Raw genomic sequence first — 16,316 nt, 5'->3', positions numbered from 1 at the left:
TCGTCCCGATGTCCGGTCGGCCGGCACGCGACGCAACGGGCGCGTCAGTGCGCGTGACGCGTGTCGTCGATGCCGTCGTTGTTCATCGTCAGGTAGACGAGCACGAGCAGCAGCGTGATGAAGAACCGGAACGCGTCCGGCACGCCGTTCCATTGCTTCGACATCCACATCCCGAACCATTCGCCGCCGACCGACATGAACGCGACCTGCCACGTGAGGAAGCCGAGCGTCAGGCCGGCGATGCGGAATTCCGCATGGCCCTTGGCCGTGCGGAATTCCGCATCGCCGGCGCGTCGCGCGCGCAGCAGCCGTGCGCCGCCGATCCAGCACAGCACGGCCGTGAGCGTTTCCATCGAAATGATGCCGATATAGCCGGCGTGATGGACCCACGGCGTGTCGATCGCGCGATACATGATCCCGTTGCCCGGGAAGGTGGTATCCATCAGGAAGACGTGGTGCACGAACGCGAAATTCGTCGCGTAGTCGGTGATGTTGCCGAATGCGACGAGCGACGCGAAAAAGGCCATGGCCAGCACCATGGCTGCCTTGGAAAGACGAATGATCATCATGGACTCCGAAGTGAACGGGCAGGCACGAGCGTGACCGCGCGGCTATGCGCTGGCGTTCAGGGGCGGTACCTGCGTTAAGCGTGTCCGGCGAAGCCGGTCGAAGAGCGTGCGCGTGCACGGCGGCGCGGAGATCGGGACTGGAAAACCTGAAGCCGGTGCGGCGTCGAGGAGACGCACGCGCCGGCTGGATCGAGTGCCCGCGCCAGGAGGGAGCGGCGATTGTCGGTCGATCCGCGGGCGTCGTCAAGCGGCGCGCCGCGTGTGCGTGCCGCTGCCGTTATGCGTCGTGCGAAGGCGCCGCAGCCGCACCCGCGTGTGCCTGCCCGTTCAGCCGCGCGAGCGCGGCGAACGCCAGTTGCGTCGCGATCGCCGCGAGCGTGCCGGCCGCCATGCCGTTGCCGAGCACGATCTGCACGGGTGCGCCGAAATGGCGATACAGGTTCGGCACCAGGATCGGTGCGAGGCCGACCACCAGTGCGGCGGCGAGCGTGTACTGGTTCGCGCGCGCGTGCAGGTCGACGCTCGCGAGCAGCCGGATGCCCATCACGCCGATCATCGCGAATACGACCAGCGCGGTGCCGCCGACCACGGCGGCCGGAATCGCATACGCGAGCCGCGCGAGCGGCGCGAACAGCGCGATGACGATCAGCATCGCGCCGGCGGCGGCCGTCACGTAGCGCGAGCGCACGCCGGTCGTCTGCACGACGCCGATGTTCTCGGCGCTGGTCACGATCAGCGGCGTGCCGAACAGCGCGCCGGCCAGCGACGCGAGCGCATCGCCGCGTATCGTCTTCGGCACGTCGCGCCGGAGCGCAATCGGCTTGCCGCACGTTTCGCCGACGGCGACCGTCTGCGCGGTGGCCTCGGCCATCGAGATCGCGGTGAAAATCAGCAGCGGCAGCGCGGCCAGCACGTCGAAACGCGGCATGCCGAACGGCAGCCACACCGGATGCGTGAAGAGCGGCCCGTGCCACACGTCGGCGAGCGCGGGCATCGCGCCGAGCGCCCAGCCGAGCGTCGCGCCGGCCATCAGCCCGATCAGCACCGCGAGGCGCCCGGCCGTGCCGCGGAACGCGCCCGCGACGACGACGGTGGCGACGATCGTCGCGAGCGCGAGACCGAGCGCGCGCGGCTGCGCGAAATCGGCCGAACCGGGCTGCCCGACGACGATCGTCGCGTAGATCCGGATCAGGTTGATCGACACGAGCAGCAGCATCGCGCCGACGACGATGCGCGGAAAGAGCCGCAGGCAGCGCGTGAAGACGGGCAACAGCACCCAGTAGAACGCGCTGGCGAGCAGCGCCGCGCCAGCCGCGGTCGGCAGGCCCGATTGCGCGGCGATGCCCGCGAACAGCATCGTCGGTGCGCCGCCGGGCACCATCACGAACGGCATGCGCGCGCCGATCGGGCCGGCGCCGAGCGATTGCAGCAGCGTGCCGATGCCGCACGCGAAGAACGTCGCGCCGATCAGCTGGACCGTCAGGTCGGCCGGCAGCGCGAGCACTTTCGCGATCAGGAAGACGGCCGTGATCGGCGATGCGGCCATCGACAGCACGTGCTGCAGCCCGAACAGCGCGAGCTGCCACGCGGGCAGCCGGGCATCGACGGGCGGGGAAATCGGATCGTGCGACACGGCAGGCCCCTCGAAAACGAACGGCGACGATCGCCGGAAACCGGCGGTGAACGAAGGCTCAGGTCCGTAGCCAGGGCAACTGCGCGGCGCTGTAGCGGAACGTCTGGAACACGCTGTTCAACTGGCCGGGGCCGGTCTTGCGCGCCGCTTCGTCCGGGTATTCGGCGAACCACGGGATCACGTATTCCCAGACGACCTCGCCGGCCGGCGTCACTTCGAACAGCCGGCCCGTGGACGATTCGGTGACGTGCGTGTTGCCGTTCGGCAAGCGCTGCGCGTTGCCCATGAACGGCGTGTAGAACAGGTTCACGACGTCGTCCGCATACGACCACACGACGCGCCGCGTCGCCGGATCGATTTCCACGACGCGCGAGAACACGACGTGCGCACCGTGACGGAAATTGCCGTTGTCGAACGCGAGGATGTTGCCGTTCGGAAGCGGCACCGGCGCATGCTGGTGCGATACGACGTCGGGACCGATGTGCAGGTCGACGCGGCCGGTTGCGCGGTTCACGCCGATGATCCCCGACGTCGTGCGCAGGCTCATCAGCACGCGGCCGTCCGCATCGACCGCGAGACCGTTGACGAGCGGCCAGTGATAGCGGCCGAAGCCTGCCGCGATCGGAAAGTCCTCCGGCCGCAGATGGTCGCGTGCGTGCCATTCCCAGACGATCTGGCCGGCGCGGTTCACTTCCCGGATCACGTCCGCAAACATCACCTCGTCGTCGCCGTGCGCGGTGCCGCCCGGCACGCGCCGCGCGAAGGCCGCGTCGACCGGTTCGCACGCCGCATACAGCAGGTTGCCGTTCGGCAGCCACTGCGCGTCGTGGTGATGCGCGGGGTCCTCGTAGCGCCACACCGTTTCGCCTTGCGGCGTGACCTCGTAGAAGTCGCCGCCGTGCCACATCGACCACGGTGCGTAGCGCGATTCGGAGTGCGGATGATTGCCGTTGTAGCCGAGGTTGCCGTTCGGGAGGATGACCGCATGGCGGCCGGGGCGCACGGGCATCTTCCACTGGTAGACGACCTCGCCGTCGATGCCGACGAGATAGACGTTGCCGTCGGCGGTCTGCGGCGCGATGAGCGTATAGCCGCCTGCGGACAGCGCGGGATCGTGGGCGATGAGGCCGACGCCGCGGCGGCGCTGGGTGATCTGGTCGACGGTCGTCACTGCGGTCTCCATTCGAATCGGATACGGGGATGCAGCGGAATCTAGACGATTCGTCCGGTCAGTAAAATCGGATTATTCTTGACGGCCTGTTCGGAAAAATCTAACGGACTCCACATGCGTTCGATATCGCAGACATTCCGCTGTTTCGACGAAGTCGCGCGACGCGGCTCGCTTCGCAAGGCAGCCGATGCGCTGCACCTGACCGCCGCGGCGGTACACCAGCAGATCCGCAATCTCGAGGAGCAGGTCGGCGTGCCGCTGTTCGACCGGCTGCCGCGCGGCATGCAACTGACGCTCGCCGGCGAGATCGTGATCGCGGCCGTGCGGCGCGGCCAGCGCGATTTCGACAACGCGCTGACGCAGGTCGAGGACCTGCGCGCGTTGCGGCGCGGCCACGTGAATCTCGCGGTGCCCGCGTCGACCGCGGAAAAGCTCGTGCCCGACGCGATCCTTGCCGCGATGCAGCGTTACCCGGGCGTCACGTACAGCGTGCGCTCCGGAAACGGCGAGAGCATCGTGCGCTGGGTCGAGACGGGCGAGGTCGACATCGGTTATGCGCTGCGCCGGCGTACCGCGCCGGGCGTCGTCGAGGTGCGCGCGTTCGCGCAGCCGCTGGGTGTCGTCACGGCGCCCGGTCATCCGCTGGCGTCGACGGGCGGCAAGGTGCGCATGCGCGACTGCTTCGCGCATCCGCTGATCCTGATGACGCCCGACACGGAGCTGCGCGCGATGTTCGACCAGATCGATGCGCGGCAGCCGCGCAACGTACGGCCGCTGGTCGAAACCGGGTCGGTGTCGATGGTGCGGCGTCTCGCGGCCGAAGGCGCCGGCGTCGGCTTCCTGATCGCGGAAAACGTCGCGGACGACGTGGCCGCCGGCCGGCTCGCCTGGACGCCGCTGGCCGATGCGGGCGCGCGCTCGTTCAGTTGCATCTACCAGCGGGCGGACATGAGCGCGACCGTCGCGATGACGATGTTTCTCGAGTTCTTTTCCGAGGCGATCGACGCGATGGAGCACGGCTTCGCACGCAGCGGCCCGTCGAGCGGCACGCGTCGCCGGGCGAAAAGATAACGACGTCGCGCGGCGAGCCGCATCGGCGTATCGAAACGCGATGCAGTGCAACAGGTGAACCCGCATGCCGGTTCGGTGACGTTGCGCACACAACGTCCGGTTGCACTACGCCATTTCCTTATTGCGGAAAAAATTTTGTTCATGGGACCATCGAACGCGTTGCCCATGCCCCGAGGGGGTTGCAGGCAACAGGATGTCCATCGCAACGATCGACGAGAACATCGGCAGACAATGAACAGAACAGCGATTTTTCCGTATGCGTCCGCGTTGCTCGCGGCCGCCCTGTTGACCGCCTGCGGCGGCGACGTCGAGAACGAGGCGGGCCGCACGACCGCACCTTCCACCGATGCGAGCTGCCTCGCGGTCGACAACAGCGGCGCGACGGTCGTGGTGGGCTCGAACCAGCCGGGTGACCCGTCGCTGCCGGAAGCGTCGTCGGGCTATCGCACCGGGATGAAGCCCGTCCATGCGAAAACGTACCTGGTCGCCACGTCGAACGCGTACGCGAGCGCGGCCGGTTGCGCGGTGCTGAAGAAGGGCGGCACGGCCGCCGACGCGGCGGTCGCCGTGCAGGCCGTGCTCGGCCTGACGGTGCCCGAGGCGACGGGCCTCGGTTCGGGCGGCGTATTGCTCTACTACGATGCGCGAGGCAAGACGCTGCAGGCGTACGACGGCCGCGAAACCGCGCCGGCCGCCGCGACCGAGAACTACCTGCGCTACGTCGACGACGCCACCGATCATTCGGCGCCGCTGCCGAACGCGCGCGCGAGCGGCCGCTCGATCGGCACGATCGGCGTGCCGCGGCTCATCGAGGCGCTGCAACAGGATCATGGCCGCCTGCCGTGGCAGAGCCTGTTCGGCGACGCGATCACGCTGGCGACCAACGGTTTCCCGATCGGCGGCCGGCTGGCCGACGCGATCGCGGCGAACGCCGCGAACCTGAAGCGCGATCCCGAAGCCGCCGCGTATTTCCTGAACGCCGACGGGTCGCCGAAGACGCTCGGCACCGTACTGAAGAACCCCGCGTATGCGCGCACGCTGTCGCTGATGGCGCAGTCGGGCGCGAATGCGCTGTACACGGGGCAGATCGCGCAGGACATCGTCGCGAAGATCGCGGTGACGAAGGGCGCGGACGGCTCGACGCTCACGCCGGGCAAGACGACCGTCGCGGATCTCGCCGCCTATCAGGCGAAGCGCCGCGACCCGGTGTGCACGACCTATCGCAGCTACTGGGTGTGCGGGATGCCGCCGCCGTCGTCGGGCGGCATCGCGGTCGCGTCGGCGCTCGGCATTCTCGAGAACTTCGACCTGAAGTCGCTGAAGCCGACGGCGATCGATCTCGAAGGCGGCAAGCCGACCGTCGCGGGCGTCCACCTCGTCACCGAGGCCGAACGGCTCGCCTATGCGGACCGCGACAAGTACGTGGCCGATACCGACTTCGTGCCGCTGCCGGGCGGCACGTGGGACACGCTGCTGAACAAGCCGTACCTGAAATCGCGCGCGGCGCTGATCGACACGACCAAGAGCATGGGCACCGCGCAGCCCGGCAATCTCGGCGCGGTGCCGCTCGGCGTCGACACGACGCTGATCGAGCACGGCACGAACCAGTTCACGATCGTGGACGGCGACGGCAACGTGCTGAGCGCGACGACGACGGTCGAGTCGAGCATGGGCTCGTTCCACATGACCAACGGCTTCCTGCTGAACAACCAGTTGACCGATTTCTCCGCGAACCCGCTCGACACGTCCGGCAATCCGGTGGCCAACCGCCTGCAGCCGGGCAAGCGGCCGCGCAGCTCGATGGCGCCGACGATCGTGTTCGGGCAGGCCGCCGACGGCTCGCGCGGCGACTTCGTGATGGCGACCGGTTCGCCGGGCGGCGGCACGATTCCGCAATACGTGGTCAAGACGCTGGTCGGCGCGCTCGACTGGGGGCTCGATGCGCAGCAGTCGGCGGGCCTCGTCGACTTCGGCGCGAGCAACAGCCCGACGACCACGGTCGGCGGCGAACATCCGAACGTCAACGCGGCGAACAACGGCGCGAACGATCCGCTGATCACGGGGCTGCTCGCGCTCGGGCACAAGGTGTCGACGTCCGCGCAGGCGAGCGGCGTCAACACGGTGATGCGCGTGACGGTCGGCCAGTCGCCGGCGTTGCAGGGCGGCACCGATCCGCGTCGCGAAGGCGTCGTGCTCGGCGATACGTTCCGGCCGTAACCGCGTGGAATGCGCACGGCCCCGGTCCGCTTGTCGGCGACCGGGGCCGTGCGTCATGACGAGGCCGCATCGACGACCGGGCGTCACTCGTCCTTCGGGATGCAGATAAAAGCGGCCGGCTCGTCAGCCGGCCGTTGCGTGGATCGGCTTGCCCGATACCTGACGATCGGGCAGGTCGTCGCCGTGACGCAGCCGGTCGTCCCGGTTCGCGGTTCACACCCGCCCGTCGTCAAATACGGCGTTCACCCGCCGCAAGCTCCCGATTGTCAAACAGTGTGAGTCAATCGTCAGCATTTGCAACGGAAGTAACAGTCCCCGCAATTCAATCGTTTTGCGCGTCGGCGCCGCTACATTAGCTCCACCTGCCGCATGTCGCGGCGAGGCATGCGACAAGCCGCACGAAGGCGGCCCGCAGCAACAACGTCTTTGGGGAGAATGACCATGAACAAGATTCGTACGATTCTGCTGGGTGCCGCTCTGACGGCGATGGCGACTTCGGCTGCATTTGCACAGACCGCCCAGACCGGCGCCCAGGGTTCCGCAGGTGTCGGCGCCCAGGTCCAGACGCCGCTGCTCGGTGGCGGCGTGGGCGTGCAGGCGGGCGCCGGCGCGAATGCGGCAGGCTCGGGTTCGGGCGCGGGCAACGTCGTCGGCGGCGCGCTGAACGGCGTCGGCAAGACGGTCGGCGGCGTGGGCTCGGCAGCCGGCACGGCAGTGGGCGGCGCGACGCAGGCGGTCGGTTCGGCGGCGGGCGCGACGAAGGATGCGGCGGCATCGGCCGTGCATGCGACGAAGTCGCACGTGAAGCACGTCGCAGGTTCGACGAAGAGCCATGCGCAAGGCGCGGTGTCGACCGCGGGCGATGTCGCGGGCGGCGCGAAGGCGAAGGCCGGCGAAGCGCTCGAAGGCGCGACGAACGCGGTGCAGGGCGGCGCGTCGGTCGGCGTGAAGGGTTCGGCGTCGGCGCAAGGCGGCGCGCTGTAATAAACAGCACGCATCCCGCCACGGCCCGGTCCGCTTCGATGCGGGCCGGGCCGTTTTTTTATCGGCGCGCGGCCCCTGCCCATTGCCCGCGCGCCATGCTTAAATAGCAGGGCGCCCGACAGCCGGTCGCCGCGATGGTCGTACCGGCCGGCATGGGCCAGCATGTCCGATCGACACCGTGACGACAGACGATACAAAAACACCGTTCCGGCGAGCCCGGCGCGGTCCGATAACATTCCGAGGCATCACGTCATGACCCTCCTGTTCCGTCTTCTCGCGCTCGCCTGCGCGCTCTGGCTGGCTGCCTGCGCGGCGCCGCCCCCGCCGTCCGCCAGTACCGCCGCGCCCAGCGCCGCGCCGGACGCCAGCGAACGCCGCGGGCTCGGTACCGCGTGGGGCGAGTCGGTGAGATCCGAAACCCGGCAGGTCGAATTCGAACGCGCGGATCCGGCGAAGCCGACGGACCTCGCGTCGGTCTACTACAACGACGTGCTGCCCGGCCAGCTTCCCGCGTCGCAGGTGCGCCGGCTGCCGACCCGCATCGCGCTCGCGAACGGCGACATCGCGCTGTCGTTTACCGACGAGAAGGGGGCGCCGCTGCGTCTCGCGCGCAGCAACGGCCGCTGGCACATGGCCGGCGTCGAAGGCTCGCGCTACATGATCGTGTTGCGTAACCAGGGGCGCCGCGCGTTCGAGGTCGTGTCGACGGTCGATGGACTCGACGTGCGGTCGGGGCGGCCGGGCAGCTATACGAACGGCGGCTACGTGCTGTATCCGGGCCGCACGCTGACGATCGAGGGTTTCCGCAAGAGCCGCGACGAAGTCGCCGCGTTCCGCTTCGCGGCCGTGCCCGACAGCTATGTCGCGAATTCAAGGTATGGCGATGCCGCGAACGTCGGCGTGATCGGTGTGGCGCTGTTCGCACGGAAGGAGAGCGACGAGGATGCGCTGCGCCGCAACGCGAATCCATTCCCCGGCAACGACAACGGCTATGCGCCGCCGCCCGTTCCGCGCGGCGAGTGAGCGCAAGCCGGGCGCGTGCGTCGCGACGCACGTGGGGCGATCCCGCGTGTGTTCCTGCTCCCCGTTCGGCGCTTTCCCGGCGTCGTTTCGCTGTCACGCGATCGTGCTGCGGCACAATGGCGGTTCGCATCGGTATCGCGTGCTTCCCCGCCGTCCGGACCGACGGAGAACGCATGTCGTTACCCGCTTTCAGGTACCATCGCGACCCGCTTGCAACGGGCAGCGCGATCCGGCTCGGCGCGTGTCGCATGTGCGGCGGCAGGCCCGGCGGCTACCGGGGTGACGCCTGACGGCACGGGCCCGTGCGAGCGGCGTCGCCCCTTCGCCATGAAACAGAGGAACCTTCGTGAAGTTCATCCACGCGGCAGACATTCACCTTGACAGCCCGTTGCACGGCCTGAGCGCGTACCCCGACGCGCCGGCCGCGCAGTTGCGCAACGCGTCGCGCGAGGCGCTGCGGCAACTCGTGGATCGGGCGATCGAGGAGGAAGTCGCGTTCCTCGTGATCGCGGGCGACCTGTACGACGGCGACTGGAAGGATCACAACACGGGCATCTTCTTCGGCCAGCAGATGGGCCGCCTGCGCAAGGCCGGGATCCGCGCGTTCGTCCTCGGCGGCAACCACGATGCCGAAAGCGAGATGACGAAGAAGCTGACGCTGCCCGACAACGTCACCGTGTTCGGCCATCGCAAGCCGGAAACCTTCAGGCTGCCGGAATTCGACGTCGCGCTGCACGGGCAGAGCTTCAAGGACAAGGCCGTCGTCGACAATCTCGCGGTCGGCTATCCGGACCCGGTGCCCGGGTACTACAACATCGGCGTGCTGCACACGGCGCTCGAAGGGTATGCGGCGCACGCGAACTACGCGCCGTGCACGCTGGCCGAACTGCACGCGAAAGGCTACGACTACTGGGCGCTCGGCCACGTGCACGAATTCCAGCAATGGACGGGCTCGTCCACCGTCGTGTTTCCCGGCAACCTGCAAGGGCGCCATATCCGCGAAACCGGCCGGCGCGGCGCGGTGCTCGTGACGGTCGAGCAAGGCAACACGCAGGTCGAACGACTGTATCTCGACGTGCTGCGCTGGGAAGCCGTGTCGGTCGATGCGTCCGATTGCCTGTCGGTGGCCGATCTGTCGCGAAAGATCGGCCAGTCGCTGGAGGCGCTGTTGACCGTCGACGGCCACGTGCCGCGCGCGGTGCGCGTCACCGTCACCGGGCGCACGCCCGCGCATGGCCTCTTTTTCGGCCGCGCGCCGCAGTTGCGTGCGGAAGTGCTGAACCAGATCGGCATCATCGGCAACGAGCGGCTGTGGCTGGAGAAGGTCCGGCTCGCGACGTCCGCTGCCGATCGGCAGCCGGGCGAAAGCGAACCGCTCGAGGCGCTGGAGGACCTGAAGCAGATCCTGGCCGACGCCGCGCATGATCCGGATTTCCTCGCGCTGCTCGAACGCGACCTGAAGCCGTTCGTCGGCAAGGTCCGCAGCGACGTGAAGGAGGAGGTGCCGTTGCTGACGATGGTGCGCGCGGGCGAGCTGACCGCGCTGGTCGAGCAGGTCGGGCCCGCGTTGCTTGCGCGGCTGGCGAGGGGGGAGTAAGCGATGCGCATCAGCCAGCTCGATCTGATCAAGTACGGCAAGTTCACCGACGAGACGCTGCGTTTTCCGTCGGCCAGCGAGGATTTTCACGTGATCGTCGGGCCGAACGAGGCGGGCAAGTCGACGATCCGCACGGCCGTGTCCGAGTTGCTGTTCGGGATGAAGCTGCAGACGCCGCTCGATTTCCTGCACAGCACGCCCGAGTTGCGAATCGGCGGCGTGCTGGAGAGCGGCACCGGTGAGCTCGCGTTCCACCGGGCGCGTGGCCGCAGTTCGTTGCGCACGCCCGCCGACGACAAGCTGCCCGACGACTATCTGGCCGCGATCCTCGACGGTGCGACGCGCGAATTCTTCGAGCAGATGTTCGGGCTCGATCACGGGCGGCTGGTCGATGGCGGCCGCAGCATTCTCGACGCATCGGACAAGCTCGGCCAGGTGCTGTTCGAATCGGCGGCCGGCGTCGGCAGCCTCGGGCCGGTGCGCGAGGAACTCGACGCGCGCGCGCTCGAATTGTGGGCGCCGCGTCGCAGCGGCAGCGCGTTTGCGCTGGCCGAAACGGCGTTCAACGAAGCCGTTGCCGAACTGAAGACGGTCCAGGTGCGCACGCGCGACTGGGTCGATCGCAAGGACGCGCGCGAAGCGGTCGAGCAGCAGACCGAACAGGCGCGCGCGGAACAGCGCCGGCTCGAAGCGCTGCGCTCGAAGCTCGAACGCGTGCGGCGGCTCGCGCCGTACCTGAAGGAACTGACGGTCAAGGACGCGGCGCTGGCGGAACTCGGCGCGGTCGTCGAGTTGCCGCCGACCGCGTATGCGGATCTGCTGAAGGCGCAAGGCGATCTCGCGGCCGAGCAGAAGGTGCTCGAGGAACGGCGCGCCGACCTGCTCGCGAAGCGGCAGGCGCGCGATGCGATCGCCGCGGACGCCGACACGCTGGCGCTCGAAGCGGATATCGAGGCGCTCGACCGGCTGCGCGGCGCATGCATGAATCACGCGCAGGATCTGCTGCTGCTCGGCGCGGACGTCGAGCGGCACCTGTCCGCCGCGCTGTCGGCGGCCGCGCAACTCGGCTGGCCGACGGACGAAGCGTCGCTGCGCGCCGCGTTGCCGACGGCGCTGTCGCTGCAGACCGTCGCGAACCTGCTGCGCGAGCATGGCGCGTTGCGCCAGGCGCTCGCCGGCGCGCGCGAATCGCTCGACGAACGCACGCGCGAGCTGGCGCAGGTCCGCGAACAACAGGCGCGCCTGTCGACCGTCGACGTGCCGCAAGCATTGCGCGCGGCGCTGGCCGATGCACAGGGTTTTCGCAACACCGGCCCGCGCGAGCAGGCGCTGGCGCATGACATCGCGGCTGCCGAACGCACGCTGACCGGCGCGCTCGATGCGCTCGGCCCATGGCGGATGCCGGTCGACGCGCTGCGCGCGCTCGACGTGCCGTCGGCCGCGCGGCTCGGCGCGTTGCTCAAGGAAGACAGCGAACGCGCCAGCGCGGCCGCTGCCGCGCGCGACGCGCGGGATGGCGCGCTCGAGGAACTCGAACGGCTTGTGCTGCAGGAGAAGCATTTCGCGGAGAACCACAAGGTCGTCACGACCGCCGACGTGCTGGCGGCGCGTGCGCGGCGCGACGGCGCGTGGGGCGAGATCCGCAGCGGGGCCGTCGATCTCGCAACGGGCGCACCGGCGGTCGACGCCGCGATTCGCCTCGCCGACGAACTCGTCGATGCGCAGCTCGGCGCGACCCAGGCCGCGGCGACGCTGCAATCGCTGCGTCAGCAGGTCGAATCCGCCCGTGCAGGCGTGACGCGCCGGCAAGCCGCGCTGGACGAACGCGAGCGCGAGCTCGCCGCACATCGCGACGCCTGGGCCGCGCTCGCGACGACGGCCGCGGTGCCCGGCATGCCGCTGGCGGCGATGGGCGACTGGCTCGCGAAGCGCGACGCGGTGTTCGCCGCGCAGGCCGAGCTCGATCGTCAGCGTCGCGAATTCGACGCGATGCGTGCTGCCCGTGCCAGCGCGGAAGCCGCGCTGCGCGCGGCGCTGCTGCCGGTATCGCGGGGCGGCGAGGCGGACGGATTGGCCGCGCTCGTCGCCGTCGCCGAGACGTTCGTGCAGTCGGCCGAGAAAGCGGCCGCGCAGAAGGACAGCCTCGACGATCGTGCGCGGGAAGCCGAACGCGGCTGCGCGACCGCGCAGTTGCGGGCCGATCATGCGCAAACGGCTTACGACGCATGGCAAGCGCAATGGCGCGACGCGCTGGCCGACGCGAAACTGTCCGCGAGCGCGACGACGCTGGCCGCGGCGGAAGGCGCGCTCGGGCTCGCGAATACGGTGACGGCCGAACTGGCCGATGCCGACGCGCCGCGCAACCGGATCGCCGCGATCCGCGCGGAGTTGAACGCGCTCGAGGCCGGCGCGCGGCGGCTTGCCGAAGCGCTCGCGCCGGAATGGCTGGCGAGCGGCGACTGGCCGGACGTCGCGCGGCGGCTGACGATGCGCCTCGCGGCCGCCCGGGAAATCGCGCGTGCGATCGATCGTGCCGACGAGGCCGTGCGGCAGGCCGACGGCAAGGTCGCGGACGCGGCGGCCGCAGTGGCCGGCGCCGACGCGCGCATCCAGCCGCTGCTGCAACGGGCCGGCGTCGCGTCGATCGATGCGGCGCTGCCGCTGGCCGAGCGTTCGGATCGCCAGCGCCAGCTTCGTCAGGCGGTCGATGCCGCGCACGAGGCGCTGGTGCGCGACGGCGACGGGCTGTCCCGGTCCGCCGTCGAGGCCGAGGTGGCGGAACAGGACATTGCCGACGTGCCGGCGCATCTGGAAGCGGTGAAGCAGTCGCTGGACGATGTCGGCAAACGGCTGAACGCGTTGTCGCAGCAGCAGGTCGTGGCCGATCAGGCGTTCGGCGCGATCGACGGCCAGGCGAACGCGGCGGTCGCCGAGTCGAAGCGGCAGGAGGCGCTCGCGGCAATGGGCGACGCGGCCGAACAGTATCTGGAAGCGGCCACGGCGAGCCGCTTGCTGAAGTGGGCGACGGATCGCTACCGTGACCAGAAGCAGGGGCCGATGCTGCGGCGCGCGGGCGAGATCTTCGCCGGGCTCACGCTGGGCGAATTCGCGAAGCTGACCGTCGATACCGAACGGACGCCGCCCGCGCTGTATGCACGGCGTACGAAGGGGACGTCGGTCGAGGTCGCCGGGTTGAGCGAAGGGACGCGCGATCAGCTGTTCCTCGCGCTGCGGATCGCGGCGCTCGAGTTGCAGCTCGGCAGCCGCACGGCGCTGCCGTTCGTCGCCGACGACCTGTTCATCAATTTCGACGACGCGCGTGCGAAGGCGGGGCTCGATGCGCTGCGCGATCTGTCGACGCGTACCCAGGTGCTGTTCCTGACGCACCACGACCACCTGCTGCCGCTCGTGAGGGACGTATTCGGCGCGCGGGTCAACGTGGTCGAGTTGCAGCGCGCGCCGGTCGGCGCGTGATGCGGGCACGCCGGGAAGCCGGCGCACGGGAAGCGGCATCGCGTACAGGTAGTATGAGCGGTTCCGAAATGCACGCGGCCGGTTCAACGGCCGCGGTCTGGCCACACGAGGGGTGAATATGAAGAAGCTGGTAGCCGCGATTGCGTTCGCGGCGGACAAGCATCGCAATCAACGGCGCAAGGACGAAGAAGCGTCGCCGTACATCAATCATCCGATCGCGCTCGCCGACGTACTGGCCAACGAGGCCGGCGTCGAGGACGAGCGCGTGATCGTCGCGGCGGTGTTGCACGACACGGTCGAGGATACGGAGACGACCGAGCAGGAGTTGCTGCGGCTGTTCGGCAAGGATGTGGCGGACATCGTGATGGAAGTCACCGACGACAAGTCGCTGCCGAAGGAGGAGCGCAAGCGTCTGCAGGTCGAGCACGCGGCCACCATCAGCCGGCGCGCGAAGCTGGTAAAGCTGGCCGACAAGATCTGCAACCTGCGCGACATCGCCCGGCATCCACCCGCGGACTGGCCGCTCGAACGCAAGCAGGCGTACTTCGACTGGGCGAAGTCGGTCGTCGACCCGATGCGCGGCGTCCATCCCGGTCTCGAGGCAATCTTCGACACCGCGTACGCGGCACGGCCGGCGGACTGACGCACGCGCATGCGATCGGCCCGATCCGCCGCACCACGACCGGCTGCAGTCGCGGGTGTCGACGTCGGCGGCGACAGGAAGCTGTGCGATCTCGTGATCCTGCGTGGCTCGACGGTCGTCTGTCGGGAAGCGCGAATCGCGCCCGAGTCGCTGCCCGCACTGTGTCTCGCCCATGACGTCGTGGCCGTCGGCGTCGACGCGCCGAGCCTGTGGTGGACAGGGAGCGGCCGCCGCGCGGCCGAGCAGGCGCTCGCGCGCGAACGGATCTCGTGCTTCCCGACGCCGTCGCGCGAGCAGGCCATCGCGAGCACGTCGGGCTTCTTCGACTGGATGTTCATGGGAGAGCGCGTCTACCGCGCGCTTTCGGACGCCTATCCGTTGCTGACGGACGCGCGCTACGCGGGCGGCCGTGCGAGCTTCGAAACCTATCCTTATGCGATTACCTGCGCGATGCTGGGCAAGGCCGTGGCGTCGGCGAAGCAGAAGCGCAATCAGCGGCGGCAATTGCTGGAGCGGCTGGGAATCGACGTATCGACGCTGCGCACCGTCGATGCACGAGACGCCACCTTGTGCGCGTTGACGGCGCAGTACGTGATCGACGGGAACGCGCATGCGTATGGCGATGCGGCGGGCGGGTACATCCGCGTGCCGGTGATGAGCGAGACGATCGTGCTCGATTCGCCGTAGCGGCGACGTGCGGCTCCGCGCGGGATGGCGGTCGGAGGGCGAACGCTTCGTGCGGGAAGAATGCCGCAGGCCCGGCGATGCAGCGGGCGGCTAGCGGCTGTCGGCGGGCACGACGTGAGGCCGGTGCACCGCGCGATGCCGGGCGAGCCTGTTCAATCCTCGAGGATGGATGTCGGCACGCTGGACAGGTCGCATGCTTGGGCATGCGCGAAGTAGCTGTCCGCATCGTCGATCATCACGACCGCGACATCGATCAACTCGTCCAGCCGTTGCAGCAGCGATTCCCGCCACTCGATGTCTTCGTCGCGCTCGGGCGTCTTGTCCAGCTGCTCGATGATCGAGTCGGCGGTCTGCAGGAATGGAATCGCCTGCTGATAGTTTTCGATCGAGACCAGCGCCGCGTTGCGCGCACCGACGAGTCGCTCGCGATGCGTATCCGCGAGTTCGGATTCGCCGCTGATGCGCGGCAGCATGTCCGAGATGCGTTGCAGAAGCGGCGGGACCTCTTGTTCCAGCAGGATCGCGCGCTCGCGCAGTGCCGCATATTCGTCGCGAAGGTCGGTGTCGCCGGGTTGAGTCGTGCTGTCCATCGTCAATATGAGTGCGTGGTTCGGTCGCGGCATGATACTCGACCGCGCCGGGTTCCTTGGCCGTTCCGCGCCCCCTCATATAGGGGGAAAGAGACGTGTTCGTCATATCTTTGGACGGCGGCGCGCGTTGCGCTTCCTGGCCCATCGAGCCCAAAGCCTCCGTGCGCGTGAGCGCACGGAGGCTTTTTCAAACTTTCTTCACAAAGCGCTTGCATGGATGGGGGCAGGTGCTTAGAATCACGCCTCTTTCGCGCTAACGGAAACGCGGCGCGGGAGGAAGGGAAGCAGTGCCGTTGGAGTTCGGAAGGTAGCGAGCCTCGGCGGTACGGAAGTTGAGCCCCGCAGTCGCAACGAAGTCGTTCAGAAAGTTGTTGACGAACTGCGAAACACGGTTCATAATCTCGCTTCTCTGCTGCTGAAAACGCAGCGCTGCTGAGGGGTTCAAGATCCCTCGCAGACATGCTCTTTAAAAATTAACAGCCGATAAGTGTGGGCGCTTGATGACAGCGAGCTGATCCTCGGATCAGATAGCAAAAGTATCAAGAGTCTCACACTAAAGTAAGTCAGGTTTATGAAGTGATTCATATTCCTGTCAGCTTTGAGTGAGCGACCGGTTCTTAACTGAACCGAAAACAGTAACAGGTTTGAACTGAAGAG

At 68.5% G+C, this 16,316-nt stretch carries 12 protein-coding genes; 8 read left to right on the top strand and 4 right to left on the bottom strand.

What is annotated here, in order from left to right:
• Window positions 1–44: 44 nt before the first annotated feature.
• From H0X90_RS00060 to H0X90_RS00050, 3 genes are all read right to left on the bottom strand, one after another.
• Window positions 45–566, bottom strand: coding sequence for a DUF2165 family protein (locus H0X90_RS00060; RefSeq protein ID WP_077190388.1), 522 nt, complete (start codon window positions 564–566; stop codon window positions 45–47).
• 280 nt (window positions 567–846) lie between these two features.
• The gene (locus H0X90_RS00055; protein ID WP_006483692.1) at window positions 847–2,202 is read right to left on the bottom strand and encodes a uracil-xanthine permease family protein; all 1,356 of its coding nucleotides are present in this window, start codon (window positions 2,200–2,202) and stop codon (window positions 847–849) included.
• A 58-nt stretch (window positions 2,203–2,260) separates the two neighbouring features.
• Window positions 2,261–3,385: an aryl-sulfate sulfotransferase gene (locus tag H0X90_RS00050; RefSeq protein ID WP_077190382.1), complete on the bottom strand. Its 1,125-nt coding sequence runs from the start codon at window positions 3,383–3,385 to the stop codon at window positions 2,261–2,263.
• Window positions 3,386–3,487: 102 nt separating this feature from the next.
• Here H0X90_RS00050 and H0X90_RS00045 point away from each other — a divergent pair, with 102 nt between their 5' ends.
• From H0X90_RS00045 to H0X90_RS00010, 8 genes are all read left to right on the top strand, one after another.
• Window positions 3,488–4,444, top strand: coding sequence for a LysR family transcriptional regulator (locus tag H0X90_RS00045; RefSeq protein WP_006497819.1), 957 nt, complete (start codon window positions 3,488–3,490; stop codon window positions 4,442–4,444).
• Window positions 4,445–4,675: 231 nt separating this feature from the next.
• The gene (locus tag H0X90_RS00040) at window positions 4,676–6,661 is read left to right on the top strand and encodes a gamma-glutamyltransferase family protein (RefSeq protein ID WP_034203784.1); all 1,986 of its coding nucleotides are present in this window, start codon (window positions 4,676–4,678) and stop codon (window positions 6,659–6,661) included.
• A 441-nt stretch (window positions 6,662–7,102) separates the two neighbouring features.
• Complete coding sequence (locus H0X90_RS00035; protein WP_006497816.1) at window positions 7,103–7,645, top strand: hypothetical protein; 543 nt, start codon at window positions 7,103–7,105, stop codon at window positions 7,643–7,645.
• Between the two features lie 252 nt (window positions 7,646–7,897).
• The gene (locus H0X90_RS00030) at window positions 7,898–8,668 is read left to right on the top strand and encodes a hypothetical protein (RefSeq protein ID WP_077190380.1); all 771 of its coding nucleotides are present in this window, start codon (window positions 7,898–7,900) and stop codon (window positions 8,666–8,668) included.
• Between the two features lie 346 nt (window positions 8,669–9,014).
• Window positions 9,015–10,265 carry a DNA repair exonuclease gene (locus H0X90_RS00025; protein ID WP_077190378.1) on the top strand — a complete coding sequence of 417 codons (1,251 nt, stop codon included), beginning with the start codon at window positions 9,015–9,017 and terminating at the stop codon, window positions 10,263–10,265.
• Between the two features lie 3 nt (window positions 10,266–10,268).
• On the top strand, window positions 10,269–13,739 hold the full coding sequence (locus tag H0X90_RS00020) for a YhaN family protein (protein WP_077190376.1): 3,471 nt from the start codon (window positions 10,269–10,271) through the stop codon (window positions 13,737–13,739).
• A gap of 118 nt (window positions 13,740–13,857) precedes the next feature.
• On the top strand, window positions 13,858–14,382 hold the full coding sequence (locus tag H0X90_RS00015; RefSeq protein ID WP_006489846.1) for an HD domain-containing protein: 525 nt from the start codon (window positions 13,858–13,860) through the stop codon (window positions 14,380–14,382).
• Window positions 14,383–14,391: 9 nt separating this feature from the next.
• Window positions 14,392–15,069 (top strand): DUF429 domain-containing protein, encoded by a 678-nt coding sequence (locus H0X90_RS00010; RefSeq protein ID WP_006497811.1) that lies wholly within the window; start codon window positions 14,392–14,394, stop codon window positions 15,067–15,069.
• A 152-nt stretch (window positions 15,070–15,221) separates the two neighbouring features.
• Here the strand turns inward: H0X90_RS00010 and H0X90_RS00005 are convergent, their stop codons facing one another.
• The gene (locus H0X90_RS00005; protein ID WP_006493901.1) at window positions 15,222–15,659 is read right to left on the bottom strand and encodes a hypothetical protein; all 438 of its coding nucleotides are present in this window, start codon (window positions 15,657–15,659) and stop codon (window positions 15,222–15,224) included.
• Between the last annotated feature and the right edge of the window lie 657 nt (window positions 15,660–16,316).

The sequence above is a fragment of the Burkholderia sp. 9775_39 genome (assembly GCF_015712225.1).
Classification (GTDB): domain Bacteria; phylum Pseudomonadota; class Gammaproteobacteria; order Burkholderiales; family Burkholderiaceae; genus Burkholderia; species Burkholderia cenocepacia.
The sequence above is the reverse complement of the archived record's forward strand: the minus strand, read 5'-3'. Positions and strand labels throughout refer to the sequence as shown.